Source organism: Streptomyces spectabilis (assembly GCF_008704795.1).
Lineage (GTDB): Bacteria > Actinomycetota > Actinomycetes > Streptomycetales > Streptomycetaceae > Streptomyces > Streptomyces spectabilis.
Map to the genome: position 1 here is coordinate 787,714 of NZ_CP023690.1, position 25,093 is coordinate 812,806.

Sequence of the window (25,093 nt, forward strand, 5' to 3'; positions counted from 1 at the left end):
GGAATGGACCTGGTGCGTCAGTCGATGCCGCCGTTGCTCATCAGGAGCTGACCGTTGATCCATCCGCCCTCCCTGGAGCACAGGAAGTCCACGAGGTGCGCGGTGTCCTGGGGGGTGCCGAGGCGGCCGAGCGGAGTGCTGCGGATGCACTGCTCACGGGTTTCCTCGGACATCCAGCCGGTGTCGATCGGGCCGGGGTTGATCGCGTTGGCGGTTACGCCGAGGTGGGCGAGTTCGCTGGCGGCGGCCAGGGTGATGCGGTCCAGGGCGCCCTTGCTCGCCCCGTAGGGCAGGTTGCCGACGGTGTGATCACTGGTGAGGCTGATGATCCGGCCGGTGCCCGGGGCCGCGGCGAAGCGGCGTCCGAACTCGCGGATCAGCAGCCAGGTGGCGCGCGTGTTGACGGCGAAGTGCCGGTCGAAACTCTCCACGGTGGTGTCGAGCAGGCCGGAGTCGACCGACTCGCAGTGGCACATCACCAGCGCCGTGACATGGCCCAGCCGTTGTTCGGCCTCGTCGAAGATGCGTGCCGGGGTGTCCGGGTCGGCGAGGTCCCCTTCGATCGCCGCGGTGGACGCGCCGTGCTCGGCCAGAGCCCGGCCGATCGCTTCACTCGCGCCGGATTCCCGGCCCCACGTCATGCGGTCGTCGTAGGGGCTCCAGTAGGTGAAGGCGATGTCCCAGCCCGATGCCGCCAGCCTGCGAGCGATGCCACCGCCGATACCGACGGTGCGGCCCACACCGGTGACCAGAGCCAACGGGCGGGCGGCCGAGGGTAGTTGCTCATGGGCGGACTGCTCCTGATCGGTAGTCACGATCGACGATCGTCCACACCCCGTGTCGGAGCGTCAATCGCTTTTCCCCGGAGCAGAGGCCCCTTGGGCACAGTGCTGATGCGCGCGGCTGCTACCGTCCGCCTCCATGAACGACGGTGTGTACGTGGGGAACGCGGGCGAGGACGCGGCACTGGACCGGGGGTGGCTCCTTGGACACTTCAAGGATGGTTCCGACCCTCGGCACAGCGAAGCCCTGGAGATCAAGTGGGGTGTCCATCCTGAGGGGGACGAACGGGCCCAGTGGGTGACCGGCGAGGAGCGCACCGCCCTGCTGGTCCTCATCAGCGGGCGCTTCCGCGTGGAACTGCCGGGGCGCAGTGTGCTTCTGGCCCGGCAGGGCGACTACGTCGTGTGGGGCCGAGGCGTCGACCATTCCTGGTTCGCCGAGGAAGCGTCCGTGGTGCTGACGGTCCGCTGGCCCTCGATCCCCGGCTATCAAGTGACGGATGAGGGCGAATCCGCGTCTGGCCACCATCATTCATGCGGGACAGCGGCCAGCACGGTGGCCTCGTAGCGAACGTACGGCCCCGTCGAGCCGCTCGCGCGCCCCATGCCCACCGGTTCGGGTTCAAGGGTTGGCTGCGAATCGGTCGAGGGCCTGGAGCACATGGTCGTGCGTCGTGGTGCTGCCGAGGTGACCCGCATCCTCTACGACGATCAACTCGGCGCCGGGCCAGGAGCGGCTGAGCTCCCACGCGGTGTCGAGGGGCCCGGCCATGTCGAGCCTGCCGTGGACCAGGACACCCGGGATGCCGGCCAGACGACCGGCTTCGCGCAGGAGCACCCCCTCCTCCAACCACGCGCCATGGGAGAAGTAGTGGGAGCAGATGCGCACCAGCGCCAGCCGGGCGGCCGGGGGCCGGCCGCCGTACGGGTTGGAGGCGCCGTGCGTCTCCCCGGACAGGACCGCGTCCTCCCAGGCGCACCAGTCGGCCGTGGCTCTGTTCCGCACGGCGGCATCGGGATGCTCCATCAGGCGGGCGTAGGCCGCGACGACGTCGCCGTCCCGTGGCGTACCGGGAGCACCGGCGAGGAAGCGTTCCCATTGCTCGGGGAAGAATCGTCCGGCACCTCGGTAGAGCCACTCGATCTCCGAACGCCGGGTGGTGGTGACGCTGGAGATGACGATCTCCGACACCCGCTCCGGGTGCTGTTCGGCGTAGGCCAGGATCAGAGTGGAGCCCCAGGAGCCGCCGTACAGCAGCCAGCGGTCGATGCCCAGGTGGTGCCTGAGCCGCTCCATGTCCGCGATCAGGTGCGGGGTGGTGTTGTGCCGCATGTCGGCTGCGGGGTCGCTCGCGTGCGGGGTGCTGCGGCCGCAGCCGCGCTGGTCGAACAGGACGATCCGGTACCGCGCCGGATCGAAGAACCGGCGCACACTCGTGCCACAGCCCGATCCCGGCCCGCCATGGACGACCAGCGCGGGCTTGCCCGCCGGATTGCCGCAGACCTCCCAGTACACGGAGTTGCCGTCGCCGACTTCGAGCATCCCCTTCTCGTACGGCTCGATCGGCGGGTACAGCTCACGCATGCCCAGACTCCTTCACGCCGGTGCCAACGACCTGGGCACACTACGGCATGGCTCCGGGCCGGCCACTTGGCGCACGGCTCTCCCATGCGATGAAGATCCCGCCTGAAGCCATACGTCAGGAGGGCTCGAACACCGGCCGAGGCGCGGCTTACCGGGGTTCGTAGCGGAAGTTCGAGAACGTGGCGTGGGCGCCTGCGGTCTTCCAGAAGACCGTGAGGCCGACATGGCTGGTCGTCGAGGCCACGGCCGTGGTGCGTAGTGAGCTGGACTGGCCACCGCTGGCGCGTACGGAGAAGGTGACCGTGTCCGCCGACACGTCGGCTGTCAGGTTGAAGGGGCCGCCTCCGGGGGGCAAGGGCTTCTCGTCGCGGTCGATCTCGGTGCCGTGGAGGACCTTGATCAGGCTGAATTTTCCGGTGGTGCCGGAGCCCGAACACACCGCCAATTCTTCGAAGGTCGTTCCTGAGCCGTTGGTGTGGGTGGCGAACCCGGCGCAGGCTCCCTGTGCGGTGGGGTCCGCTTCGGTCAGCGCGTCGACGTCGACCGAGAGCCGGTAGTGGGACGGGAAGGACCGGTCGCTCACGCGGAACTGGAGCTCCGCGTTGTTCTCGGCGATGAGGCCGTTCGCGTCTCGGAGTTTGCGCAATGTGGTGCCGTACGAGGAGCAGGTCGAGGTGGTGTCCACCGCCCTCCAGGAGACCGCCGCATCGGTTCTGTCGCAGCCGGGCCGGTCGGCCGAGTGCGTCTGGGTGCCGGATCGCCAGGGTTGTTCCTTCAGCACGTACAGGACGGAACCGAGTACCAGGAGCAGGGCCGCGCTCAGTGCGACGGGAAGCAGCCTGGGGTGACTGTGAGCGATCGGCGGGGAGGCCGGTTCGGGGGCCGGAGCAGGCCGTCGTCCGGTCATGGTGCGGCCCCGGTGGGCATCAGGGGCCGCCGTTCCGGCGGCGGTTGCCGATGGTGCGGCGGCCGAGGCGTTGGCGTCGGGCTGCGTCGCCACGGGCGGGGTGCGGAGCAGGGCGGGGTTGGTCTGGTCCCGGACGAGGCGGGCGACTTGGGCGGGCATCCAGCCGGGTTCGGCGAGCAGCCGCATGACGGCGGAGGTGTCCCCGCGCGTGCCGCCCGCGGTGGTCAGCCGGTGGAGCAAGGCGGCCACGGTGGGGCGCTGTTCGGGCGGTTTGGCCAGGCAGGCGGACACGACGGTACGGAGATCGGTTGGCAGGGAGGCCAGACAGGGCTGTTCATGGACGGCGCGGTAGTGCAGGGCGTGCGGGGCGCCCGTGCCGAACGGTCCGGTGCCCATGGCGGTGTAGGCCAGCACCGCGCCGAGGGCGAAGACGTCGCTGGCCGGTCCGACGGGGTGGCCGGTGAGCTGCTCGGGGGACATGAAGCCGGGGGTGCCGAACACCATGCCGGTCTGGGTCAGCTTGCTGGCCTCGCTCTGGAACGAGATGCCGAAGTCGATCACGCGGGGGCCGTCGGCGGCCAGGAGTATGTTGGAGGGCTTCAGGTCGCGGTGGACGATACCGGCGGAGTGGATGGCCTCCAGGGCCTCGGCCAGTCCGGCGCCGAGCGCGAGGACCGGCCGGGCCGGCCAAGGGCCGTGCCGGAGGACCGCCTCCCCCAGCGCGATTCCGGGTACGTAGACGGTGGCCAGCCACGGCGGGGAGGCGTCGGGGGCGGCGTCGACCACTGCCGCGGTGAAGGCCCCGCTGACCCGCCGGGCAGCGGCCACTTCACGGGCGAAGCGGCGCCGGAAGTCGCCGCCTTCGGCCAACTCCGGACGCACCACCTTCACCGCGAACAGACGCTCGCCGGGCGAGCGCGCCAGATACACCCGCCCCATGCCTCCGGCGCCGAGCCGCGCCACGATCCGGTAGCGCCCCACCTGCCGCGGGTCTTCCGGCTCCAGAGTCTCGAACGTCGCCACCCCGCGCCCCCCTTACCGTGCTGTGCGGCCCTGAAGGGCCGCTGCCGCACATGCCGCGGCCCCGTGCCCCTCCGGCGGGTCGTCAAGGATCCATGGTTCCGTGTCACCACACCGCGCGGGGGCTGTTTCACGAGCTCACGCACCTCAGCGATCGCGTCCCGAACCAAGATGCCCATGACGCGGACGCTCCCTGGACAAAGGGCGCATGACCGACACACCGCGCTCCCTACCTCGGCCCCGAAGCGGGGCAGGGAGGGAAGGAACGACCTGGCTGCGACCGGGGGAACCGGAACTTGTCATACTGCCGTCCTGATGTCGTAGGGCTCAGCCGGAACGCTTTTGCTCAGCGGGGTCTCTCACTACCTGTACGGCTGTACCCCCTCAAGAGGAGTTGTTCTGCATGGCGCGTCGCGTTCGTGTACTGCTGCTGACCGCCCTGGCGCTGGTCGCGGGCTCAGTGGTGTCGTCCACCCCTGCCTCCGCCGTCATCGGCGGGTCGAAGAGCACCTACGGCCCCTGGGCCGTGCGCATGCTCGTCGACGGCAAACCGGCGTGCACCGGCACAGCGGTCTCCCGCCAGTGGATCCTCACCGCCTCGCACTGCTTCTACGAGCAGGCGCTGCCGGTCGCCGACAAGCGGATCTCCTTCCGCGTCGGCCATCTCGACATGCGCAAGGGCACCACGGTCCGCCCCCTGCGCGGCAAGCGCGTCGGCAGCGCGCACGCCGACATGATGCTCATCAAGGTCGCGCCGATGAACGTCCCCACCGCGCGCCTGGCCACCGTCGGCGTCAAGCGCGGCCAGCTCGTGCGGCAGTACGGGTGGGGCGCCACCTGCACCACCGACGAGAGCTCCTGCCAGTCCCCCGTCCTCAAGCAGTCGAAGCTGAAGGTCGTCCGGGCCAACGACCCCCTGTGCGCGGGCCACACCGCACCGGGCGGCCCCGACTTCTGCATGAAGAAGGTGTCCGGGATTCCCGCCGGGGGTGACTCCGGAGGCCCGGTGATGACCATCGGCCCGCGCGGCACCGAAACCCTCATCGGCGTCTTCAACGGCTCCGACCGGGAGAAGAGCGCCCAGGCCGGAGAGGTCTCCCAGCAGCTCTCCTGGATCCGGTCGGTCATCCGGCGATAACCCCGACGCGGCACGCGGGCACGGCGTCGGCTCGGCCGACGCCGTGCCCCGCCGCGAACGAGTGGCCAGGCCCTGCGCAGCAGGTCAGTACTGCCCGTCGACCGGAATCCAGCCGGACCATGACTCCGGCTGGTAGAACTTGCCGTTGTCGCCGTTGTAGCGCAGGATCCGCAGGCGCACCTTCCCGCTTTCGCGGTAGTCCTTGTTGCAAGTCGCCCACGTGTCCGCGCCGAGCGTGTTGATGCACACGGCGGCGGGCCGACCGTAGTCGGTGTAGATCCCGACGGCTGCGGACATGCCGTCCTTTTCCGTGTCGCGGGACCAGACGACGTCGCCACGGGGCTGGTAACAGCCCTTGGCACCGTAAATGGAAGTCGCTCCGAGGCACGCGCCGGAAACCACGGCGGCGGCCTTGTACGTTCCTCCCAGGAGCGGATCCACGGTGCCGGGCGCAGGGGCGACGCCCTCGATAATCTCCACATCTCCCGGCATCTGGACTTCCTCAAATCCCCCTGAGGATTCGTCAGCCCATGCCGGCGTCGAAACGACGACCGAGAGCGCAAGTGCTGACGCACCAGCGAGAACGCTCACCTTCACATGCCAGTTCTCGCGCACGATCCACTACCCCCGCCCCCTGGCCCCGGATTCGAGGCCACTGATTCACATGTGAACAGGGTGTGAGGTTAATGGATCTGCATACTCGGTGGAAGGGGATTCTGTCGGCGCGCGGTTCTGTCGGCGCGCGGTTCATGGTGCTGCGGTGGGCGCCCGATGCATACAGCCCGCCTTTCATTTCAGGCGGCCCGGCCGAACCTACTGCTCGTCAGGTGACCCAGCACCCGGCTCACCATCGCTGCTCTGCGCGAATGACAGATCGAGAGCACACTTCTCCGGAATCTCGGCGGCGGAGGTCGCGCACTCCGTGATGTCCGACGCGTCCTGTCCACCGATCCTCGGTTCGCCCGTCTGGCGTTCGCCTGTCTCGATGTGACGCTTGAGGTCTTCGGCAGAGGCGGACTTCGTGGGGACGGCAGGGCCCGCGGGCCGGGTGGTGTCCGTGGCATCCGACGAAGACGAGCAGGCAGTTCCGGCCGTCGTGGCGCACAGGACGAGTGCGGCAGAAGCCGCGACGGTACGAAGGCGCATGAAGGTCCCCCCACGCAGACGCTCGGACATTCGCATCACAAGTCGATCTACCATGCCACATCGCGCGGCACGGAAGGTCCGGAGAGCGCGAAGAGGTCGTGCTGGAGCCGGTGCGTCCAAGGCGCACCGCCCGCGCCGCGGCCGCGGCAGGCCCAGGGCGTGGTGCCGTGACACCAGGGAGGTAGCGTGACCGGTGGTGCTGCCGTGGCCTCGAAAAGGGCGTTCCCGCTGGTGGCAGCACATAGCAAGGAGATGCGACGGCGCGACGAGCGCCGTCATGGAGGGGGAAGACGATGCGTAGGGCCATGACCGTGATGGCGCTGGGTCTGTCCGCGGTTCTGCTGACCGGCTGCGGTGGAGGCGACTCCAAGAAGGCCGACGACACCGAACGCCCGGCCGCGCAGTCCAGCACGAAGCCGCAGCAGGACAAGAAGGCCAAGAACGACGGTGGCGCCACCCGGGACGGCTTCGACGGGACATGGAAGCCGATCAACAAGAGCCCGATCGCGACGATGACCATCGCCGGGACCAAGGTCACCACCACCGGCGAACTCGCCTGCCCGGGCACGCTCGAACCGGGCAAGAAGGAGTCGATCCTCACGCTGAACTGCAAGACGAAGGACTCGGGTCGCGCCCGCGGCACCGTGGAGCTCAAGGACGGCACCCACCTCATCGTCTCCTGGGACGGCGCCGCCTGGGGCGGCTACATCGACTCCATGCGCCCGGCCTGAGCAGCCCGCGCCTCAACGGCTACGGGGCACCCGGCCGATCCCGCCCGGTGCCCCCCTACGGCGCCGCCGAGCGTGACGCAGAGACCACTACCTCGGGTCCCGCGACGGCAGCCGCTGTGTGATCCGGTCGAACAGGTCCGTCAGCGGCTCGCCCACGTCCTGGCCGAACTCGGTCAGTCCATAGGTGACTTGAGGGGGCGTCGTGGGCTCGACCTCGCGCCGGACCAGGCCGTCCTTGACCAGCGCACGCAGGGTCTGGGCGAGCATCTTCTCGCTGACGCCCTGGATGCTGTCGCGCAGCTCGTAGAAGCGAAGGTCGCTGTTCCGCAAGGAGATCAGCACCCAGACACCCCACCTGCTGGTCACGTGGTCGACCACGTCCCGCGCGGGGCAGTCGGTGTGAAACACCTCATACCGATGGTCCGCCGCGTCCTGTGTCACCTGCGCGCCTTCCCTCATGTCGGGAGCTTACCTCTGGGTACGTCCTTACGGAGAGTAAGTCCGGCTCCTAGCGTCAACTGCCGAAGCGCACAACGGACTAGGAGCTGAACATGATCGTGGTGACCGGGGCTACCGGGAATGTGGGCCGGCCCTTGACGCAGGCCCTGGCCGAGGCGGGCCAGCAGGTGACGGCGGTGTCGCGGCACGCGGCGGCGGTGCCGGGCGGGGTCCGGCACGTGGTGGCCGACCTGGCCGGGCCGACGAGCCTCACACCCGCCCTCGACGGGGCGAAGGCCCTATTCCTCCTGCTGTCCGGCGATCTGCACGCCCCCGAGGCCAGGCCCGCCGACATCGTCGCGCTGGCCGCGGCCAGTGGGGTACGCCGGGTCGTCCTGCTGTCGTCGCAGGGCGTGGCGACCAGGCCGCTCGGCCCGACGCGGATCGCGATGCGCGCGCTGGAGGACGCACTGCGGGAGTCCGGCCTGGACTGGGCGGTCCTGCGCCCGGGAGGCTTCGCCTCCAACGCCTTCGCCTGGGCGGAATCCGTCCGTACGGAAGGGGTGGTCGCGGCACCCTTCGGCGATGTCGGGGTGCCGGTCATCGACCCGGCGGACATCGCCGAGGTCGCGGCGGCCTGCCTCCTCGACGGCCGGCACACCGGTGGGGTGTACGAGCTGACCGGGCCGGAGGTGATCACGCCGCGACAGCAAGCGGAGGCCGTCGCCGCCGCGCTCGGCTCGCCCGTACGGTTCCACGAACTCACCCGCGACGAGGCCAAGTCCATGATGACCCGCTTCGTTCCGGCGGAACTCGCCGACGACACCCTGGACATCATCTCCGCCCCCAACCCCGCCGAACTGCGGATCAGTCCGGACGTGGAACGAGTCATCGGCCGTGCGCCACGCCCCTTCAGCGACTGGGTCGCCCGCAACATCGCCGTCTTCCGCTGAGGCACGACTCAGCCGGGGCGCGACTCAACCGAAGCGTCCGGGCGGCCTCGTGCGACCACAGCCGCGCGGGGCTGCCCACCGCCGCTGCACCGCACCCCACTGACCGAGTCTGACCTGGTGGAACCTTCTTCACCAGGCCCACGTCTTCCCGTGCGACCGCCATCAGACGCATATGCCCAGGAGAACAGACCGTGGCCGACAAGGACGTTGAGCAGACCGGTGAGCAGGGCTACGGTCCGGAGCCCTGGTGGGCGGACCTCGGGACGTGGGGGTCCATCGCGCTGATCGTCTTCGGGGGTCTCGCGGCACTCATCCTCTTCCGACTGCCCGGCACCCCGCAGGAACTGGCGGCCGGTTACCACGGAGCCGCCAAGGTCATCGCCATCGGCTTGGTGATGGTGGGGTGCACCTTGCTGAACGGCCGCGGCAACCGGGCCGCAGCCACCGAGGACACCCGCTGACCGGAACGTACCTCTCGGCCCCGGGTGGCAGTGCTCGGGGCCGAGGTGCGTACGCGCCGCTTCCATCGACATCGCGGCCCGGGCGTCAGCACAACTCCTCAGCGCCCGGCCGGTGTCACATGCGGGTGCTCGCCCTGCGGGCCGACTAGGACGAGCGCTTCCGCGGGCCGGGCGTCCGCGCTGCCGATCCAGTGCGGCACGCGCGCGTCGAACTCCACCGCCTCGCCGGCGCCGAGCAGATACTCCTCCTCGCCAAGCACGAACCTGAGGTGCCCGTCGAGGACGTAGAACCACCCGTAGCCCTCATGGGTCCGCCTCCGCGTGGTGGGGGTTTGGCCCGCGGGCGGATAGATCACCTTGTAGGCCTGAATGCCGCCCGGCCGCCTGGTCAGGGGCACGAACACGAGCCCGGAGCGCCGTACCGGCCGTAGGTGCACGCGCGGGTCGCCGGTCGGTGGCGCCGCGACGAGGTCGTCCAGCGGGACGCCGTGCGCACGGGCCAGGGGCAGCAGCTGTTCCAGGGTGGGGCGGAGCTTGCCGTTCTCCAGGCGGGAGAGGGTGCTCGCGGTGAGGCCGGTCTCCGTCGCCAGTGCGGCGAGCGTGGCGTTGCGCGCCCGGCGCAGCGCGCGCAGCCGCGGCCCGACTCCGGCCAGAACGTCGTCAGCGGGGGTGTCCATGCCGCCCGATTTTGCGCATCCGCAACTTTCCTTGCAACCGCGGAACAGCCGTGGCGATGCTGTCGGCACGTCACCAGAGCCGATCCGAGCCGACCTGAGCCGATCCGCTCCCCGCAGACCAAGGCGTACACGAAGGGCACCTCACATGGATTCCACCGATCAGACGGGTTCCACCGACACCGAGACCGAGCACGGCGCGGCGGAAGAGGACGCCGCCCGGTTCTGGGAGCGGATCCACCGCGCCCGGAGCGGCTGGGGCACGCGCGTCAACCCGCTGCTCGCCGAGGTCGCCGCGCCGCTGCGCCCCGGCGCCGCACTGGACCTGGGCTGCGGCCCCGGCGGCGACTCCCTCTGGATGGCGCAGCGGGGCTGGCACGTGACCGCCGTGGACATCTCCGCCACCGCCGTCCAACGGGTACGGGCGCGCGCCCGCGAGCTCGGCGTCGGGGAGCGGGTCGACGCCGAACGGCACGACCTGGCCGACAGCTTCCCGGACGGTCGGTTCGACCTCGTCTCCGCCCAGTACTTCCAGACCCCGTTCGCCCTCCCCCGCGGTGACATCCTGCGCACCGCGGCACGGGCCCTGCGGCCCGGCGGTCTGCTGCTGGTCGTCGACCACGGCTCCACCGCGCCCTGGTCGTGGAACCAGGACCCCGACCTCCACTACCCCACGCCCGAGGAGACCGCCGCCGAACTCGCCCTCGATCCGGCGCACTGGTCCGTCCTGCGCGCCGACATGCCCCGGCGCCGGGCCACCGGACCCGCCGGTGAGACCGCCACCGTCGTCGACAACGTCCTGCTCGTCCAGCGGAGCTCCGCATGACCGCGAGCACCGGGAACGACGAGAAGGCGACCCTCCTCGGCATACTCGACCAGCTACGGGAGTCGGTCGCGGGCAAGTTGACCGGTGTGCCGGAGCCGCACGTCCGGACGGCCGGAGTGGCCTCGGGCACCAACCTCCTCGGGCTCGTCAGGCATCTGGCGATCGTCGAGCGGTTCTACTTCCTCGGTGAGGAGGTCGGCCCCTGGCACGCGACCATGCGGCCGTCCGCCGAGGACACCGTCGACAGCGTTCTCGCCGACTACCGCAGGACCGTCGAGCGGGCGAACCACGTCATCGACGCCTGCCCCGATCTGGCGCTTCCCGCGCCGCGGCCCCCGCGCCGGGGAGCCGGACCGTCGATGCGCTGGGTCCTGGCGCACATGATCGAGGAGACCGGTCGGCACGCGGGCCACGCCGACATCCTCCGCGAGCAGATCGACGGGTCCACCGGCCGCTGACGACACTGCCGACCTGTACGGGACTTCAGCACATCCCGGTCCGGGTGCGGCGCGCGTAGGCCCGGGCCGCTCTGGCCCGGTCGCCGCAGCGCGTGGAGCACCAGTGGCGGCGGCCGTGGCGCAACAGGTAGCGGTTGCAGGGGGTGGAGCCGCAGGCGGTGAGGCGTTCGGCGTCGGGCCCGGTCAGGAGGTCGGCGGCGTCGGCGGCCAGGGCGGCCAGGGCGTGCTCGACGATCTGGGTGGTGGGGTGCGAGGCGGCCCGGTACAGGCCTCGGGTCGGGTCCCAGTGCAGCAGGGAGGCCGCGGGCGCCCGCGTCAGGGCCTCGTTGACCGCCGCGAGCGCGCTCGCGGGCGCGGGGTGGCCGTCGACATGGGCGGCGAGGAGGGCCCTGATCTGTTCGCGCAGCGCCCGCAGTTGCGCGGCGCACATCTCCTGGAGTCCGGCGTCGACGGGCGCGAGGCCGTGTTCGACGAGCCATCGGTTCGTCGCCGCGGGGCTGCCGAGCAGATCGAGGAACTGGCCGCCGGGCAGCGCGACCGCGCTGTTGGCGAAGTCGAGGGCGGGGTGCTCCTCCGCGCCCGGCGCGGGCGGCAGTTCCGGCCCGGCGGTCACGTCGTCGGCCTTCATGATGTGCGCCCGGTGGTCGCGCTGTTCCTCATGGCTCTCATGGTAGGGCTTGCGTTCATCCATGAGAGACAACTAGCTTCATCTCACGGATACACCACTACTCATCCGTGAGGTGTTCTTCTTCATGACCTCTTCCGGCGCGCCCGATTCCGTCACGCCCGATTCCGACTCGCCCAGCGAGCGGGTTCCCGTACGCGTCCTCGGCGGCCCGACCGCGCTCTTCGAGTACGGCGGCCTGACGTTCCTCACCGACCCCACCTTCGACACGCCCCGCACGTACCCGGTGCCGGGCGGCGAGCTGGTCAAGACGGCGCCCGCCGCGGCCACGCCCGCCGAACTCGGCCGCGTCGACGTCGTCCTGCTCTCGCACGACGAGCACCCCGACAACCTCGACGAGTCGGGCCGGGCCCTGCTCGCCGGGACACCGCTCACCCTCACCACCCCCAGCGGCGCCCGCCGCCTGGGCGGCGCAGCGCAGGGCCTGGCGCCGTGGACGTCGGTCGACCTGGACCGCCCCGACGGCAGGACGGTGACGGTGACCGGCGTGCCCGCCCTGCACGGCCCGGAGGAGCTCGGCGTCGAGGAGGTCGAGGCCACCGTCGGCGAGGTCGTCGGCTTCGTCCTGACCTCGTCCGACCTGCCCACGGTGTACGTGAGCGGGGACAACGCCTCGCTCGGCCGGGTCCGTGAGATCGCCGCGCGCTTCGGCCCCGTCGACACCGCCGTCCTCTTCGCCGGAGCGCCGCGCGTCCCCGTCTTCGACGGCGCGCTCCTCGTCCTCAACAGCGCCCAGGCCGCCGAGGCCGCCGCGATCCTCGGGGCGCGCCGGGTCGTTCCCGTCCACTGCGACAGCTGGGCGCACTTCACCGAGGGCCACGACGACCTCGTGGCCGCCTTCAAGGCAGCGGGGCTCGACGACCGCCTCCAGGCGCGCTGAACTCCCGCCCGGACCAGGTCCGTTCCGGTCGACGAGACGCAGTCGTCCGCGTCGGCGTCACCAAACCTCTCCAACCCGAGGACCGCGCGGGTAAATTGACCATGCCGCCCACGGCGGGCGCGCCTCGTCGGGGGGTTGGGGTAGGAAATGCGCGGCACGGTCCTGGACGGGCGGTACACGCTCACGGAGCGAATAGGCGCGGGAGGCATGGGAGCCGTCTGGCGGGCCCGCGACGCGCGCCTCGACCGGGACGTGGCCGTCAAACTGCTCGGTCTGCCCCGGCACACGTCGGGGCCCGAGCGGGAGCGGATGCTCGCGCTCTTCGTACGGGAGGCGCGGGCCGCCGCGGCCCTCGACAGCTCGTACATCGTGCCGGTCTTCGACCACGGCGCGGACGGGGACGTCCCGTATCTCGTCATGCCGCTCCTGACGGGTCGTACGGTGAACGCGCTGCTCACCGACGGGGACGGCCTGGATCCCGAGCGGGTGGTGGACATCGCGGGGCAGGTGTGCCGGGCCCTGGCCGTCGCCCACCGGGCGGGCATCGTGCACCGGGACATCAAGCCGGCCAACGTGATCGTGACCGACGAGGGCACGGTGAAGGTCCTCGACTTCGGCATCGCCAAGTTCCTCGACGCGACCGGGGCGACCGGCGCCTACCTCACCCGCACCTCCGACTCCCCCATCGGCACGCTGCACTACATGGCCCCCGAGCGGTTCACGCGCGGGCCCGCCGACGGACGCACCGACGTGTACTCCCTGGGCTGCATGGTCCACGAGATGCTCACCGGCTCACCTCCCTTCGACGCACCGTCGGAGGCCGCCCTGATGCACTGCCACGTGTACGAGACTCCGGCCGCACCGTCCGTACGGCGTCCGGACCTCGCGCGCGGATGGGACGAGCTGGTCGGCCGGCTCCTGGCGAAGGACCCCGCGGGCCGACCGGACGCCGACGGCGCCCGCGTGGCCCTGGAGGCCCTGGCACGCACGTCTGCCGCCCTGCCCGCGCCGGTGCCCCCGGCCGCGCCGCCGGAGCCGAGGGGCGCGACCTCCTACCCGCTCGCCCCGCCCAGGCCGCAGGGCCCGCCGACACCGTGGCCCGTGCCCCAGCCGCTGCTCACGGTGGGGAACGGCCCGCGTCCGTGGTGGCGAAGATGGTGGCTCCCCGCCGGGGCGGCCGTCGCCGTCGCCGCGATCGTCGCCACGTTCACCATCGTCCAGCCCTTCGGCAAGGGCGACGGCGGTGACGACTCCGGCAAAAAGACGACCGACACGTCCGAACGGCGGGTGCCCGACGGCAAGACCGGCGTGGCCGAGGTGGCCAGGACCGAGACGCTGACCACCGGCACGGCCGCGGACTCCAGGGGCCCCGCGCCCACTGTCACAGGGGCCAATAAGGGCGGCACGGTCACCGTCGTCGAACCCGGCGACATCACGACCGTCGACCCCGGCAAGATGTGGTCGGGCACCGACCGGCTCGTCTCCCGCCTGGTCTACCGCAGCCTGACGGGCCTCAAGACGCAGCCCGACGGCACGGTCAAGCTGGTCGGCGACCTCGCCACCGACACCGGACGCCTCTCGTCCGGCGGCCGGACCTGGACGTTCACCCTCAAGGAAGGGCTCACGTACAACGACGGCTCCCGGGTGCGGGCCCAGGACTTCGCCTACGCCGTCGAGCGCACGCTCGACCCCGCGTTCGCCTCCGGCGACAGGACCGTACGCAACTGGATCATGGGCCCCGGCAACGCCGACGACCGCACGCTGGCCCCGGGCGCCATCGAGACCCCCGACGACCGGACCGTCGTCTTCCATCTCGACCGCGCCCACCCGGACTTCAACGTCGCCCTCGCCGGGCCCTCCGCCGCCCCCGTGCCCAGGGGGGCGAAGGAGGCGAGCTCCGGGGCCATGCCGTCGACCGGCCCGTACCAGATCACCACGTACACGGGCGCGAAGAACATCACCCTGGCGCGCAATCCCGAGTGGAAGGCCGACACCGACCCGCTGCGCACCGCGTACCCGGACACGTACCGGGTCGAGGGAGGTCTCACCGTCGACCAGATCAAGTCCCGCACCCTGGCGGCCGGTCCGGGCGACGCGGTGATGTCCTTCACCGGTTCGCTTCGCCAGGCCTCCCTCGGCAAGGCCACCGGCACCGGGCGGCTCTCGGCGCCCGCCTCGTACGTGCACGCGTACGTCGTGAACACCGCCCGGGTGAAGGACCGCAAGGTCCGCAGGGCCATCGCGACCGCCCTGCCCGCGGGCGACGTCCTCGCGGCGAGCGGCGAGGACGGCACCGTGCAGCACAGCCTGCTGCCGCCCGGCATCCGCGGGGCCGACACCTTCGACCTGTACGGCGCCGGGGAGCGCGGCGACCCGGCCAAGGCGCGGGCGCTCCTGAAGGACGCGGACGAGAGCGGCTACCGGATCACCCTCGGGTACGGCTCGGACACGGACGCCAAGCGTGCCGACGTGATCGAGGCAGCCCTGGAGCGGGCCGGATTCCGGGTCAAGGTCGAGCGCGCCGACATCTCCGCCTATTACAAGAACGCGGGCGAGGGCAAGTACGACCTGTTCCGCTTCCCGGTGGGCGGTGGGCTGCCCGTGGCCTCCACGTTCATGCCGGACTACTTCGACGGCGAGTTCACCTACCCCGCCTCGTCGAACTACTCCCGCCTCAAGAGCGCCGGCGTCGACGCGGCGATCGAGGCGGCCGACTCCGCGAACTCCCTGTCCGCCGCGGGCGAGCTGTGGTCCAAGGTCGACCGCCGCGTGATGGAGGAGGCCGCGGTCGTGCCGGTGTACGTGCCGGTGCGCACGTTCCTGTACTCGAAGGCGCTGCGCGGGCTCCAGGTCGACCTGGACGGGGTGTCGCCGCTCAACGCGTACGTGCGCCGCTGACCCGGCCCGGTGGCCTCCGACCTCGGACGTAGGTCCGGTGCCCCATGCGCGCTCCCCCGGCGCTGGCTACGGTCGATCACCATGCAGACCACTGACAGCACACGCCGCGACCTGCGGGAACGTACCCGCGACACACGGGAGCGCCTCGGCCGCGAACGGGACGTCTGGGTGTCCACCGCGCACCCGGACCGGGGCCCGCACCAAGTACCGCTGTGGTTCTGGTGGGACGGGCACGCGCTGTGGCTGTGCACCGGCGAGGCCACGGCGACCGCGCGCAACCTCCGGGCGGATCCGCGCGTGCGCCTGGCCCTGCCGGACACGTCCGACGTGGTGCAGCTGCGCGGGACGGCGGAGTGCTTCCCCGCGCGGGAAGTGCCCGAGGAGGGCGCCGCCGGATTCACGGCGAAGTTCGGCTGGGACCCGCGGGCGGACGAGGGGTCGTTCGTCTATGTACGGGTGAGTCCGGAGACCGTACTTGCCTGGCGAGGCGAGGCCGAACTGACCGGACGGGTCCTCATGCGCAAGGGCGCGTGGCTCGGGTAGCCGCGGTCCGGTCGCTTCCTGAGAGGGTGCGCCCATGGATGTGCGACAGCTGGAGTACTTTCTCGCGATCGTCGACCGTGGTGGGTTCAACCGGGCGGCCACGGCACTGTACGTGTCGCAGCCGTCGCTCTCGCAGGCCGTGCGGGCCCTGGAGCGCGACATCGGCACGGAGCTGTTCCACCGCATCGGGCGCCGGGCGGTCCTCACCGAGGCGGGCAGGGCTCTCATCGAACCGGCGCGCTCGGCCGTGCGGAGCCTGGAGACCGCGCGGGCGAGCGTGGCGGCCGTGCGCGAGCTGCGCGAGGGCCGCCTCGACATCGCCTCCATGCCGTCGCAGGCGGTCGAGCCGCTCACCACGCTGATCCGCGCCTTCAGCGACGACCACCCAGGTGTCTCGGTGGCTGTGAAGGCGGCGTTCACCGCGCGGGACGTGATCGACATGGTGCGTACCGGCGCGGTCGAGCTGGGGCTCCTCGCGACCGCGGGAACCGTGTCCGAGAAGGAGGTCGCCGCGCACGTCCTCGGGCGGCAGAGGTTCGTGCTCGTCGTGCCGCCCGGCGGCTCCTTCGCCGGGCGGTCCGCGCTGGCCTGCGAGGAGCTGGCCGGGCAGCGGCTGATCGTCGGGCAGCCGGGCACCGGCATGCGCGCCTATGTCGACGCGCTGCGCGAGAAGGGCGTCGACTTCACCGTGGCCGCGGAGACCGAGCACCGGGTGGCCCTGCTGCCGCTCGTCCTCGCCGGGGTCGGGCTCGCCGTCGTCACGGACTCCTGGCGGGAGTTCGCACGGCAGGCGGGCACCCGCGTCCTGGACATCGAGCCCGCGACCACGCTGGACATCGCCCTGGTCAGCAGGCGCGGCGTGCTCTCCCCCGCGGCCGCCGCGTTCGCCGCGGCCGCCGTCGAGTCCCGCACCACGGACGAGGCCCACCGATAGGGGCCGCCTATAAGGCAGATCCGGTTTGCGTCTTGGACGCCGGTGCGGGCGCGTTGCTGGAATCGACGGCATGACGAACCACCGCATCGCCCTGATCCCCGGCGACGGCATCGGCACCGAAGTGCTGCCCGCCGCGCAGCAGGTCCTCGACGTCCTCGGCCGTCGGCACGGCTTCGGCCTGACCTACACCTCGTACGACGACTGGTCCTGCGAGCGCTATCTGCGCGAGGGCGCGATGATGCCCGCCGACGGCCTCGACCAGCTGCGTGACAAGGACGCCATCCTCCTGGGCGCGGTGGGCCACCCCGAGGTGCCCGACCACGTCTCGCTGTGGGGTCTCCTCATCCCGATCCGGCGGGGCTTTCGCCAGTACGTCAACCTGCGGCCCATCCGCGTCTTCGAGGGCATCGAGAGCCCGGTGCGGACCGCGCGCGCGGGCGCCGTCGACTTCGTGGTCGTCCGCGAGAACGTGGAGGGCGAGTACAGCCAGGTCGGCGGCCGCTTCAACAGTGGCTTCCCCGACGAACTCGCCGTGCAGGAGGCCGTGTTCACCCGGGCCGGTGTCAGCCGCGTCCTGGACTACGCCTTCGGCCTCGCGGCGCGCCGGGGCGGCCGCCTCACGTCGGCCACGAAGTCGAACGGCATCGTGCACACCATGCCCTTCTGGGACGAGCTCGTCGCCGAGCGCGCGAGCGGCTTCCCCCAGGTCGCCTGGGACCAGGAGCACATCGACGCCCTGGCGGCGAAGTTCGTCCTCGAACCGGGCCGCTTCGACGTGGTGGTCGCCTCCAACCTCTTCGGCGACATCCTCAGCGACCTCGCCGCCGCGATCGCCGGGTCCATCGGCATCGCACCGGCCGCCAACCTCAACCCCGAGCGCGCGTACCCCTCGATGTTCGAGCCGGTGCACGGCTCGGCACCCGACATCGCGGGCCAGGGCGTCGCCAACCCGCTGGGCGCGATCTGGTCGGCGGCCATGATGCTCGACCACCTGGGCCATCCGGCGGCCGCCAAGGACGTCACCGACGCGGTCGCGGGCGTCCTCGCCAAGACCGACGTGCGCACCCGCGACCTGGGCGGCACCGCCACGACCGCCGAGTTCACCGACAAGCTCCTCGAACTCCTCTGACCTCCGCCCGTGAGCCCGTCCTCCGCCCCGTGAGCCGCCGGCGGCCGCCGCGAGCAGCCCACAGGCCGGTCGCGCCCGTTCCTCGACGAGGAGAAACGCCATGGCAGCACCCGCGTCCTCCGCACCGGCACCCGCCCCCGCACCCGGGCGGCCCTGGTACCGGCAGCTCTACTTCTGGGTCCTGACCGCCATCGTCACCGGGGTGCTCACCGGCTGGCTGTGGCCTTCGGTCGGCACCGCCCTGGAGCCAGTGGGCACCACCTTCGTCTCCGCCATCAAGATGCTCATCGCGCCGATCGTCTTCCTCACCGTCGTGGCGGGCATCGGCGGCGTCGACAGCCTGGGCCGCGTCGGTCGCGTGGGCCTGAAGTCACTGCTCTACTTCCAGGCGGGAACGCTCGCCGCCCTGCTCGTGGGCCTGCTGGCCGTCAACCTGTTCCAGCCCGGCGCGGGCGTCCACGCCGACCCGGGGGCACTCCGCCTGGAGGGCGACGCGCGTCAGTACGTCAAGGACGGGCAGGACCAGGACTGGTGGCACTTCCTCACCGACATCGTCCCCGACAGCGCCGTCGGCGCCTTCGCCGAGGGCAACATCCTCCAGGTCATCTTTCTGTCGGTGCTCTTCGGCGTCGCCCTCAAGGCCGTCGGACCGATCGGCGAACCGCTCGTCGAGGGCGTCCACCGCCTCAGCGCCGTCGCCTTCAAGATCCTGCACTATGTGATGCTGGCCGCTCCCGTGGGCGCCTTCGGCGCGATGGCGTACACCATCGGCGCGTACGGGATCTCCACACTCACCAGCCTCGGGCAGCTCATCGGGCTCTTCTACGGCACGTCCGCGTTCTTCGTGATCGTGGTGCTCGGCGCGGTCACCGCCGCCCTCAGGATCAACATCTTCCGGCTGCTCCGCCATCTGCGCGAGGAGTTCGTCCTCGTCCTCGGCACCTCGTCGTCCGAGAGCGCCCTGCCACGTCTGATGCAGAAGCTCGAAGGGCTCGGCATCCGGCGCGACATCGTCGGCCTGACGGTGCCCACGGGCTACTCCTTCAACCTGGACGGCAGCTCGATCTATCTGTCCCTGGCCGCCGTCTACATCGCCCAGGCGACCGACACCCCGCTGAGCGTCGGCCAGCAGCTCGGCCTGCTCGCCGTCATGATCCTGACGTCGAAGGGGTCCGGCGGGATCACCGGGGCCGGGTTCATCGCCCTGGCCGCGACGCTGTCCACGGTGGGCACGGTCCCCGCGGCGGGCATCATGCTCATCTTCGGCATCGACAAGTTCATGTCCGAGTGCCGTGCCCTGACCAACCTCGCGGGCAACAGCGTGGCCACGCTCGTCGTCGCCCGCTGGGAGAACGACCTCGACGCGGCGCGCGTCAACGAGGTGCTGAGAGCCCGTGCCCCGCATCCCGCCCCGGCCGCGGACGCCGGGGACCAGGGCGAGGTCCCGGTGGAGGTGCCGAGCAAGGCCTGAGCCGCCTGGCGGCGGGCGCCGTCGGGCCTTCCTCTAGAGTGCTTGCGTCCCCTGGACGCGCCCGGCCCCGGCCGACGACGCGTGCCGCCCCCGACCGAGGAACGACCGTGACCGACTTGGCGCCCATATCCCCGCAGCAGGAGATCGCCCGGGATCTCCAGGTGAGCCCGTCCTTCGAGGTGGAGCGGGAGATCGAGCGCCGGGTGGCGTTCCTCGCCGACCAGCTGACCTCCACGGGTCTGCGCTCGCTGGTGCTCGGCATCAGCGGCGGCGTGGACTCCACGACCGCGGGGCGGCTGTGCCAGCTCGCCGTCGAGCGGGCCCGCGCCACCGGGCACGACGCCACGTTCTTCGCGATGCGGCTGCCGTACGGCACCCAGGCCGACGAGCAGGACGCACAGCTGGCGCTCGACTTCATCCGGCCCGACCGGCTCCTGACCGTCGACGTGCGGCCCGCGAGCGACGCCGCCCTCGACGCCGCCCTCGCCGCGGGCACGGCCTTCCGCGACGCGCACCACCAGGACTTCGTCCACGGCAACATCAAGGCGCGCCAGCGCATGATCGCCCAGTACGCGGTCGCGGGCGCGCAGGAGGGCCTGGTCGTGGGCACCGACCACGCGGCCGAGGCGGTCTCCGGCTTCTTCACAAAGTTCGGCGACGGCGCGGCCGACGTGGTGCCGCTCACCGGCCTCACCAAGCGACGCGTCCGCGCCCTGGCCGACGCCCTGGGCGCGCCGGCCTCCCTGGTGTGGAAGACCCCGACCGCGGACCTGGAGACGCTGAGCCCGGGCAAGCCCGACGAGGACGCGCTGGGCGTCACGTACGACGACATCGACGACTTCCTCGAAGGCAAGCCGGTCGCCGAGCCCGCCGCCACGGCCATCGTCCGCCGCTACCGCCTCACCGAGCACAAGCGTCAGCTGCCGATCGCGCCCTGAGCCCCGCCTCGCCTCGCCTCGCCGGTGGTGTCGTCAGCTCTGATGCCACGCGCGTGGGTGCGGCCCGGACACAGGAGTCCGGGCCGCACCCACTTCGTCACCGCGTGGCGCGGCGGACTCGTCAGCTCCGTACGCGCGGAGTGACGATCGGGAACTTCGGGTCGGGCAGCGTCAGCGTGCCGAAGACGGCGTCCGTCGCCGCCTGGGCGTCCGCGCCCTCAAGCGTGATCTTCTTGTCGTCGACCGCCTGGTTGAAGTTCTCCTTGTAGCCGGGCTTCTCGGCCAGCTCGTCGAGCGCCTTGCGGCTCAGCCTGATCGTGGCGTCCGGCGTCTTGACGAAGCGGTCACCGCCCTCCACGAAGACCAGCACGCCGTTGCGGAGCGTCGTGGTGCACTTGTCCCCCGTCTCGGCTCCGGTCTCGGCGTCGAGGAAGACCCAGTCGAGCGCGATCGGAGTGCGGTGCCGCTCGGCCGCCGTCGGCCCGTCCACGCTGCGCGCGAGCGCGGAGAAGTACTGCTCCAGGGTCGTGCTGCGGATCAGGTCCACGGAGGACTGGCTGGTGATCAGCGGCTGCGGGCCGTTCACGACCTCCTGGGCGCCGGTGAGGTAGGCGTTGCGCCAGGTCGCGTTCTCCCTGCCGTAGCCGAGCTGGGTGAAGACCTTGGCCTGGAGCTCCTTGGCCCGCGTGACCTGGGCCTCGGGGTACGAGACACCCTCTTCGGCCGCCCCGAAGATGACGTGGTTGAGGATCTCGGCGGCCCAGCGGAAGCCGTCCGGCGTGTCGCCCTCGTAGGCCTGCCGGGCCGTGTCCACCACGGCTTCGACGCCGCCCATCGCCTTCACGTAGGCCGCGCCCGCCGTGGTGGGCGGCAGCTCCCACAGGTGGGCCGGGTTGCCGTCGTACCAGCCCATGTAGCGCTGGTAGACCGCCTTCAGGTTGTGGCTCATCGAGCCGTAGTAGCCGCGGTTGTACCAGTGGTCGCCCAGGCCCGGGGGGAGCTCCTTGAGCTGCTCGGCGATCTCGATGCCCGTGTAACCGGAGTTGATGAGGCGCAGGGACTGGTCGTTGAGGTAGCCGTACATGTCGCGCTGCTTGTTGAGGAATTCGAGGATGCGCCTGTTGGACGGCTTCTCGCCCGGCTCTTCGTGCTCGACCTCGGCCCACATCGGCCAGTGGTGCGAGGCGAAGAGGACGTCGGTGTGCTCGCCGAAGGTCTGGATCGCCTCGGTGAGGTACTTCGACCAGGCGTGTGCGTCCCGCACCTGGGCGCCGCGCAGGCTCAGGATGTTGTGCATGGTGTGCGTGGCGTTCTCCGCGACGCACAGCGTCCGGGCGTCCGGGAGGTAGATGTTCATCTCCGCCGGGGCCTCGGTGCCGGGCGTGAGCTGGAAGACGATCGAGAAGCCGGAGTCCTCGAACTCGTACGCGTACAGCTCCGGCCGCCAGGGGATGACGTACGAGTCGTTCCAGTCCTTCTTCGCGACCGGCTGGTGGTCGGGGCCGCCGATGTAGACGGTCGGCGGGACCAGCGTCACCTCGCCGGTGGAGACCGTCAGGCCCAGGCCCGAACCGCACTGCCCCGTGGGGCCCTTGTCCAGCTGCGCCGCGTACATGAACTGCGCGCGCCGGGCCATCGCAGGACCCGCGTAGATGTTCTCGCTGACCGCGTGCTCCAGGAAGCCCTCAGGGGCGACGACGGGCACGCCCGGCTCCAGGGGGTCACCCGCCTCGTGGAAGATGCCGCGTGCGCCACCGAAGTGGTCGACGTGGCAGTGGGTGTAGATCAGGCCCTTGACCGGCCGCTGCTCCCTGGTCAGCTCCGTCTTGTCGCGGAACAGCTTCAGGGCGGCCTGTGCGGTCTCGTAGCAGGCCAGCGGGTCGATGATGATCAGGCCCTGGGCGTACTCGACGATCGTCATGTTCGACAGGTCGTAGCCGCGCACCTGGTAGACGCGGTACTCGGGACACGACGTGACCTGGAACAGCCCCGAGACGGCCGTCAACTCGCCCTGCCGATGCAGACTGCCGTTGACCGACGGCATCTCCGTCCGCAGCTCGGGGGCGAGGAATGCGTACGAGGTGAAGTCCCAGACCACCTTCTCGCTGTCCTTGCGGGACACGATGACGGGGACGTCGGGCGGGGCGAGCTGGAACCTGCTGGCGTCGGCGAAGTCCTTGCCGTTCTTCTCGTCGGCGGCGTCAGCCTCTTCGGCAGCCTTGCGGTTCGCCTCGGCGACTGCGGCCGAGGGCTCGATCGGCGCGGTGTGCCCGGGCTTTACAGGCATGACGAAATCCCCTCCACGACGGCGTGCGGAAACCATTCTGCAAACGATCGTGACGCTATGCGCACGATCCGTCACTCACAAGAGAGGTGAACGAGCCAACGGTGACAGAGGGGCGGTTGACACCCGGTGAACTCGGCGGACAGTGCCTGGGGTGAAAGCCGTACGCCGCGCGGGTGAAGGAGCGCGTACCCGCACGCGTCGTGGGCAGTGAGCCTCATTCGCTCACACAGGAGAAGAGGCAGTGGTGCGCGCCCCGCGCGGGATCCGCTGGTCGTGGCCGCGCACGCCGCGCACGAGCGGGTCTACGCGTCCATGGACGCGGAGGGCGACGGGCGCGTGACCTTGGAGGAGTACGCGGCCTGGGCCGGGGGCCCGGCCTTCGACGAGGTCTGCCGACCCGCGCTGGGCTCCCTGTTCGACCTGGCCGACGGCGACGGCCGCGTGAGCCGTGACGAGTACCTCGCGTCCATCCGCGCCTACGTGATCAGCAGCGGCCCCACGGGAGTCGACGCCCTGTACGCGACCCCCGGCGCACCGTCGGCCCGCCGAGACGGCGTCGCGCCCACTGGGACTTGATGGGGCGCGGGTCGGTCCCGTGCGGTGGGCACGGGACCGACCCGCTCTGTCAGAGCCGTGGGTGAGGGGTCAACGCCTCGCTCCCGCAGGCTCCTTGCTCTCTTCGGGGTCCGCCGTGTCACCGGCGGGCGGTTCTCGGTCTGCCGCCGCCACCGTCTTCTCGTGACGTTCGGACCACACCGTGAGGGCCGTCGAGCAGGCGTGGTCCAGGTGGCGAAGGCCCGTCAGGTCGAGTTCGGTCCTGCGGTCGCCGGGGAGTGCCTCCAGCTGGTCGAGGATCTTCGGAAGGCGCAGGAACGTGGCGTTGCCGACCACGCGGACGCGGATCGTGCCGGTGCCTTCGAGGCCCTCGACCTCCAGGTGCACGTGGGAGGTGTCCCAGGCCGTCTTGACGATGGCGAGCGCCAGGCCGATGAGGACGCCCTCGAACATGTTGGTCGCCACGATCGCGAGCGCGGTGACCGCGAGGACGAGGGCCTCGCCGCGGTGCTCGCGCCACAGCGGCCCGAACGCCTTGACGGGGATGAGCTTCCAGCCCGCGTGGATCAGGACTCCGGCGAGCGCCGCCACCGGTATGACGCCGAGCGCCGCGGGGAAGGCCGCGGCGAAGGCCAGGAGCCACACGCCGTGCAGCACCCGGGACGCCTTGGTCCTGGCCCCGGCCTGCACGTTGGCGGCGCTGCGCACGATCACCGCGGTCATCGGAAGGGCGCCGAGCGCCCCGCACACCGCGTTGCCCGCGCCCTGGGCCATCAGCTCCTTGTCGTAGTCGGTGCGCGGACCGTCGTGCATGCGGTCCACGGCCGCCGCGCTGAACAGCGACTCGGCGGACGCGATCAGGGTGAAGGCGAGCACGGTGCCGATCGCGCCCGCGAGGGCGCCGCCTTCCACGAGGGCGGAGAACGCGTCGCCGCCGGGCGGCTGCACCGCGTCCACCAACCCCTGCACCTCGACCTTCGCCACCGGCAGGTCGAAGGCGAAGACGGCGAGCGTGGCCAGGGCGACCGCGGCGAGCGGCCCGGGCAGCACCTGGGCGGCCTTCCGCCACCGCGGCCACAGCACCAAGACGGCGATGGTGCCGGTGCCGACGGCGAACGCGGCCAGGGCGTCGCCGGAGCCGGCCGTGTCGGCGGCGAGCCGGGGCAGTTCGGCCAGCTTGTCGAGGCCGGACGCGGGCGCCTTGGCGTCGACGAGCGCGTACAGCTGTCCGGCGATGAGGACGAGGCCGATGCCCGCGAGCATCCCCTGGACCACCGCCACGGATATCGCGCGGAACCAGCGGCCGAGGCGCAGCGCTCCCATCGCCAGCTGGAGGAGCCCGGCGATCAGCACCAGGGCGCCGAGCGCCGCGATGCCGTACTCCCGCACGGCCTCGTACACGAGGACGGTCAGACCGGCGGCGGGGCCGCTGACCTGGAGGCTGCTGCCGGGCAGCAGACCGGTCAGGAGGCCGCCGACGATGCCGGTGACCAGACCCAGCTCGGCCGGTACGCCGGAGGCGACGGCCACCCCGACGCACAGGGGGACGGCGACGAGGAAGACCACGATCGACGCGGTGAAGTCCGCGCGCAGTGTGGAGAGGTCACGCACTGGGGGCCTTTTCATGGTCGGTACGTCAGCTTTCATGGGTTTC

The 25,093-nt window shown here is 71.2% G+C and carries 24 protein-coding genes; 15 read left to right on the plus strand and 9 right to left on the minus strand.

Annotated features, from left to right (window positions below; genetic code table 11):
* Positions 1–17 precede the first annotated feature (17 nt).
* Entirely contained in the window at positions 18–815 is a 798-nt protein-coding gene (locus tag CP982_RS03310; RefSeq protein WP_150509075.1) for an SDR family oxidoreductase, read from the minus strand.
* Between the two features lie 106 nt (positions 816–921).
* Between CP982_RS03310 and CP982_RS03315 the strand changes: the two genes are divergently transcribed.
* Positions 922–1,350: a cupin domain-containing protein gene (locus CP982_RS03315; RefSeq protein ID WP_150509076.1), complete on the plus strand. Its 429-nt coding sequence runs from the start codon at positions 922–924 to the stop codon at positions 1,348–1,350.
* A 54-nt stretch (positions 1,351–1,404) separates the two neighbouring features.
* On the opposite strand, the gene pip is transcribed toward CP982_RS03315, so the two are convergent.
* Both pip and CP982_RS03325 read right to left on the minus strand, forming a co-directional pair.
* On the minus strand, positions 1,405–2,367 hold the full coding sequence (pip, locus tag CP982_RS03320; RefSeq protein ID WP_150509077.1) for a prolyl aminopeptidase: 963 nt from the start codon (positions 2,365–2,367) through the stop codon (positions 1,405–1,407).
* Positions 2,368–2,515: 148 nt separating this feature from the next.
* Positions 2,516–4,297: a serine/threonine-protein kinase gene (locus CP982_RS03325; RefSeq protein ID WP_229878825.1), complete on the minus strand. Its 1,782-nt coding sequence runs from the start codon at positions 4,295–4,297 to the stop codon at positions 2,516–2,518.
* A gap of 400 nt (positions 4,298–4,697) precedes the next feature.
* On the opposite strand from CP982_RS03325, the gene CP982_RS03330 reads away from it, so the two are divergent.
* Positions 4,698–5,432: a S1 family peptidase gene (locus tag CP982_RS03330; RefSeq protein ID WP_150509078.1), complete on the plus strand. Its 735-nt coding sequence runs from the start codon at positions 4,698–4,700 to the stop codon at positions 5,430–5,432.
* A gap of 84 nt (positions 5,433–5,516) precedes the next feature.
* On the opposite strand, the gene CP982_RS03335 is transcribed toward CP982_RS03330, so the two are convergent.
* The gene (locus tag CP982_RS03335) at positions 5,517–6,047 is read right to left on the minus strand and encodes a hypothetical protein (RefSeq protein ID WP_150509079.1); all 531 of its coding nucleotides are present in this window, start codon (positions 6,045–6,047) and stop codon (positions 5,517–5,519) included.
* Between the two features lie 824 nt (positions 6,048–6,871).
* Here CP982_RS03335 and CP982_RS03345 point away from each other — a divergent pair.
* Positions 6,872–7,309 carry a hypothetical protein gene (locus tag CP982_RS03345; RefSeq protein ID WP_150509080.1) on the plus strand — a complete coding sequence of 146 codons (438 nt, stop codon included), beginning with the start codon at positions 6,872–6,874 and terminating at the stop codon, positions 7,307–7,309.
* Positions 7,310–7,396: 87 nt separating this feature from the next.
* On the opposite strand, the gene CP982_RS03350 is transcribed toward CP982_RS03345, so the two are convergent.
* Positions 7,397–7,768, minus strand: coding sequence for a winged helix-turn-helix transcriptional regulator (locus CP982_RS03350; RefSeq protein ID WP_150509081.1), 372 nt, complete (start codon positions 7,766–7,768; stop codon positions 7,397–7,399).
* A gap of 92 nt (positions 7,769–7,860) precedes the next feature.
* Between CP982_RS03350 and CP982_RS03355 the strand changes: the two genes are divergently transcribed.
* Positions 7,861–8,700: an SDR family oxidoreductase gene (locus tag CP982_RS03355; protein WP_150509082.1), complete on the plus strand. Its 840-nt coding sequence runs from the start codon at positions 7,861–7,863 to the stop codon at positions 8,698–8,700.
* A gap of 191 nt (positions 8,701–8,891) precedes the next feature.
* Positions 8,892–9,161, plus strand: coding sequence for a hypothetical protein (locus tag CP982_RS03360; protein WP_150509083.1), 270 nt, complete (start codon positions 8,892–8,894; stop codon positions 9,159–9,161).
* A gap of 98 nt (positions 9,162–9,259) precedes the next feature.
* Here CP982_RS03360 and CP982_RS03365 read toward each other — a convergent pair whose 3' ends face one another.
* The gene (locus CP982_RS03365) at positions 9,260–9,838 is read right to left on the minus strand and encodes a helix-turn-helix domain-containing protein (RefSeq protein ID WP_150509084.1); all 579 of its coding nucleotides are present in this window, start codon (positions 9,836–9,838) and stop codon (positions 9,260–9,262) included.
* Positions 9,839–9,983: 145 nt separating this feature from the next.
* Between CP982_RS03365 and CP982_RS03370 the strand changes: the two genes are divergently transcribed.
* Positions 9,984–10,661 (plus strand): SAM-dependent methyltransferase, encoded by a 678-nt coding sequence (locus CP982_RS03370; RefSeq protein WP_150509085.1) that lies wholly within the window; start codon positions 9,984–9,986, stop codon positions 10,659–10,661.
* Positions 10,658–11,119 (plus strand): DinB family protein, encoded by a 462-nt coding sequence (locus CP982_RS03375; RefSeq protein ID WP_150509086.1) that lies wholly within the window; start codon positions 10,658–10,660, stop codon positions 11,117–11,119. Before CP982_RS03370 ends, CP982_RS03375 begins: the two co-directional genes overlap by 4 nt.
* Positions 11,120–11,144: 25 nt before the next feature.
* Here the strand turns inward: CP982_RS03375 and CP982_RS03380 are convergent, their stop codons facing one another.
* Positions 11,145–11,747: a CGNR zinc finger domain-containing protein gene (locus CP982_RS03380; protein WP_150515282.1), complete on the minus strand. Its 603-nt coding sequence runs from the start codon at positions 11,745–11,747 to the stop codon at positions 11,145–11,147.
* A 124-nt stretch (positions 11,748–11,871) separates the two neighbouring features.
* On the opposite strand from CP982_RS03380, the gene CP982_RS03385 reads away from it, so the two are divergent.
* The 7 genes from CP982_RS03385 (at position 11,872) to nadE (ending at position 20,597) form a co-directional block, all read left to right on the plus strand.
* A complete protein-coding gene (locus tag CP982_RS03385; RefSeq protein ID WP_150509087.1) occupies positions 11,872–12,684 on the plus strand; it encodes an MBL fold metallo-hydrolase in 813 nt (270 codons plus the stop codon).
* A 147-nt stretch (positions 12,685–12,831) separates the two neighbouring features.
* The gene (locus tag CP982_RS03390) at positions 12,832–15,582 is read left to right on the plus strand and encodes an ABC transporter substrate-binding protein (RefSeq protein ID WP_150509088.1); all 2,751 of its coding nucleotides are present in this window, start codon (positions 12,832–12,834) and stop codon (positions 15,580–15,582) included.
* Positions 15,583–15,663: 81 nt separating this feature from the next.
* Positions 15,664–16,125: a pyridoxamine 5'-phosphate oxidase family protein gene (locus CP982_RS03395; protein ID WP_150509089.1), complete on the plus strand. Its 462-nt coding sequence runs from the start codon at positions 15,664–15,666 to the stop codon at positions 16,123–16,125.
* A gap of 34 nt (positions 16,126–16,159) precedes the next feature.
* The gene (locus tag CP982_RS03400; protein ID WP_150509090.1) at positions 16,160–17,059 is read left to right on the plus strand and encodes a LysR family transcriptional regulator; all 900 of its coding nucleotides are present in this window, start codon (positions 16,160–16,162) and stop codon (positions 17,057–17,059) included.
* Positions 17,060–17,129: 70 nt separating this feature from the next.
* Entirely contained in the window at positions 17,130–18,188 is a 1,059-nt protein-coding gene (locus CP982_RS03405) for a tartrate dehydrogenase (protein ID WP_150509091.1), read from the plus strand.
* A gap of 100 nt (positions 18,189–18,288) precedes the next feature.
* On the plus strand, positions 18,289–19,659 hold the full coding sequence (gene dctA / locus CP982_RS03410) for a C4-dicarboxylate transporter DctA (protein WP_229878832.1): 1,371 nt from the start codon (positions 18,289–18,291) through the stop codon (positions 19,657–19,659).
* A 107-nt stretch (positions 19,660–19,766) separates the two neighbouring features.
* Positions 19,767–20,597: an ammonia-dependent NAD(+) synthetase gene (gene nadE / locus CP982_RS03415; RefSeq protein ID WP_150509092.1), complete on the plus strand. Its 831-nt coding sequence runs from the start codon at positions 19,767–19,769 to the stop codon at positions 20,595–20,597.
* A gap of 121 nt (positions 20,598–20,718) precedes the next feature.
* On the opposite strand, the gene CP982_RS03420 is transcribed toward nadE, so the two are convergent.
* Positions 20,719–22,884, minus strand: coding sequence for an alkyl/aryl-sulfatase (locus CP982_RS03420; RefSeq protein WP_150509093.1), 2,166 nt, complete (start codon positions 22,882–22,884; stop codon positions 20,719–20,721).
* A gap of 273 nt (positions 22,885–23,157) precedes the next feature.
* Here CP982_RS03420 and CP982_RS03425 point away from each other — a divergent pair, with 273 nt between their 5' ends.
* Positions 23,158–23,460, plus strand: a complete 303-nt coding sequence (locus CP982_RS03425; RefSeq protein WP_229878833.1) for an EF-hand domain-containing protein — start codon at positions 23,158–23,160, stop codon at positions 23,458–23,460.
* Positions 23,461–23,529: 69 nt separating this feature from the next.
* Here the strand turns inward: CP982_RS03425 and CP982_RS03430 are convergent, their stop codons facing one another.
* Positions 23,530–25,065, minus strand: a complete 1,536-nt coding sequence (locus CP982_RS03430) for a SulP family inorganic anion transporter (RefSeq protein ID WP_150509094.1) — start codon at positions 25,063–25,065, stop codon at positions 23,530–23,532.
* Positions 25,066–25,093: the final 28 nt, after the last annotated feature.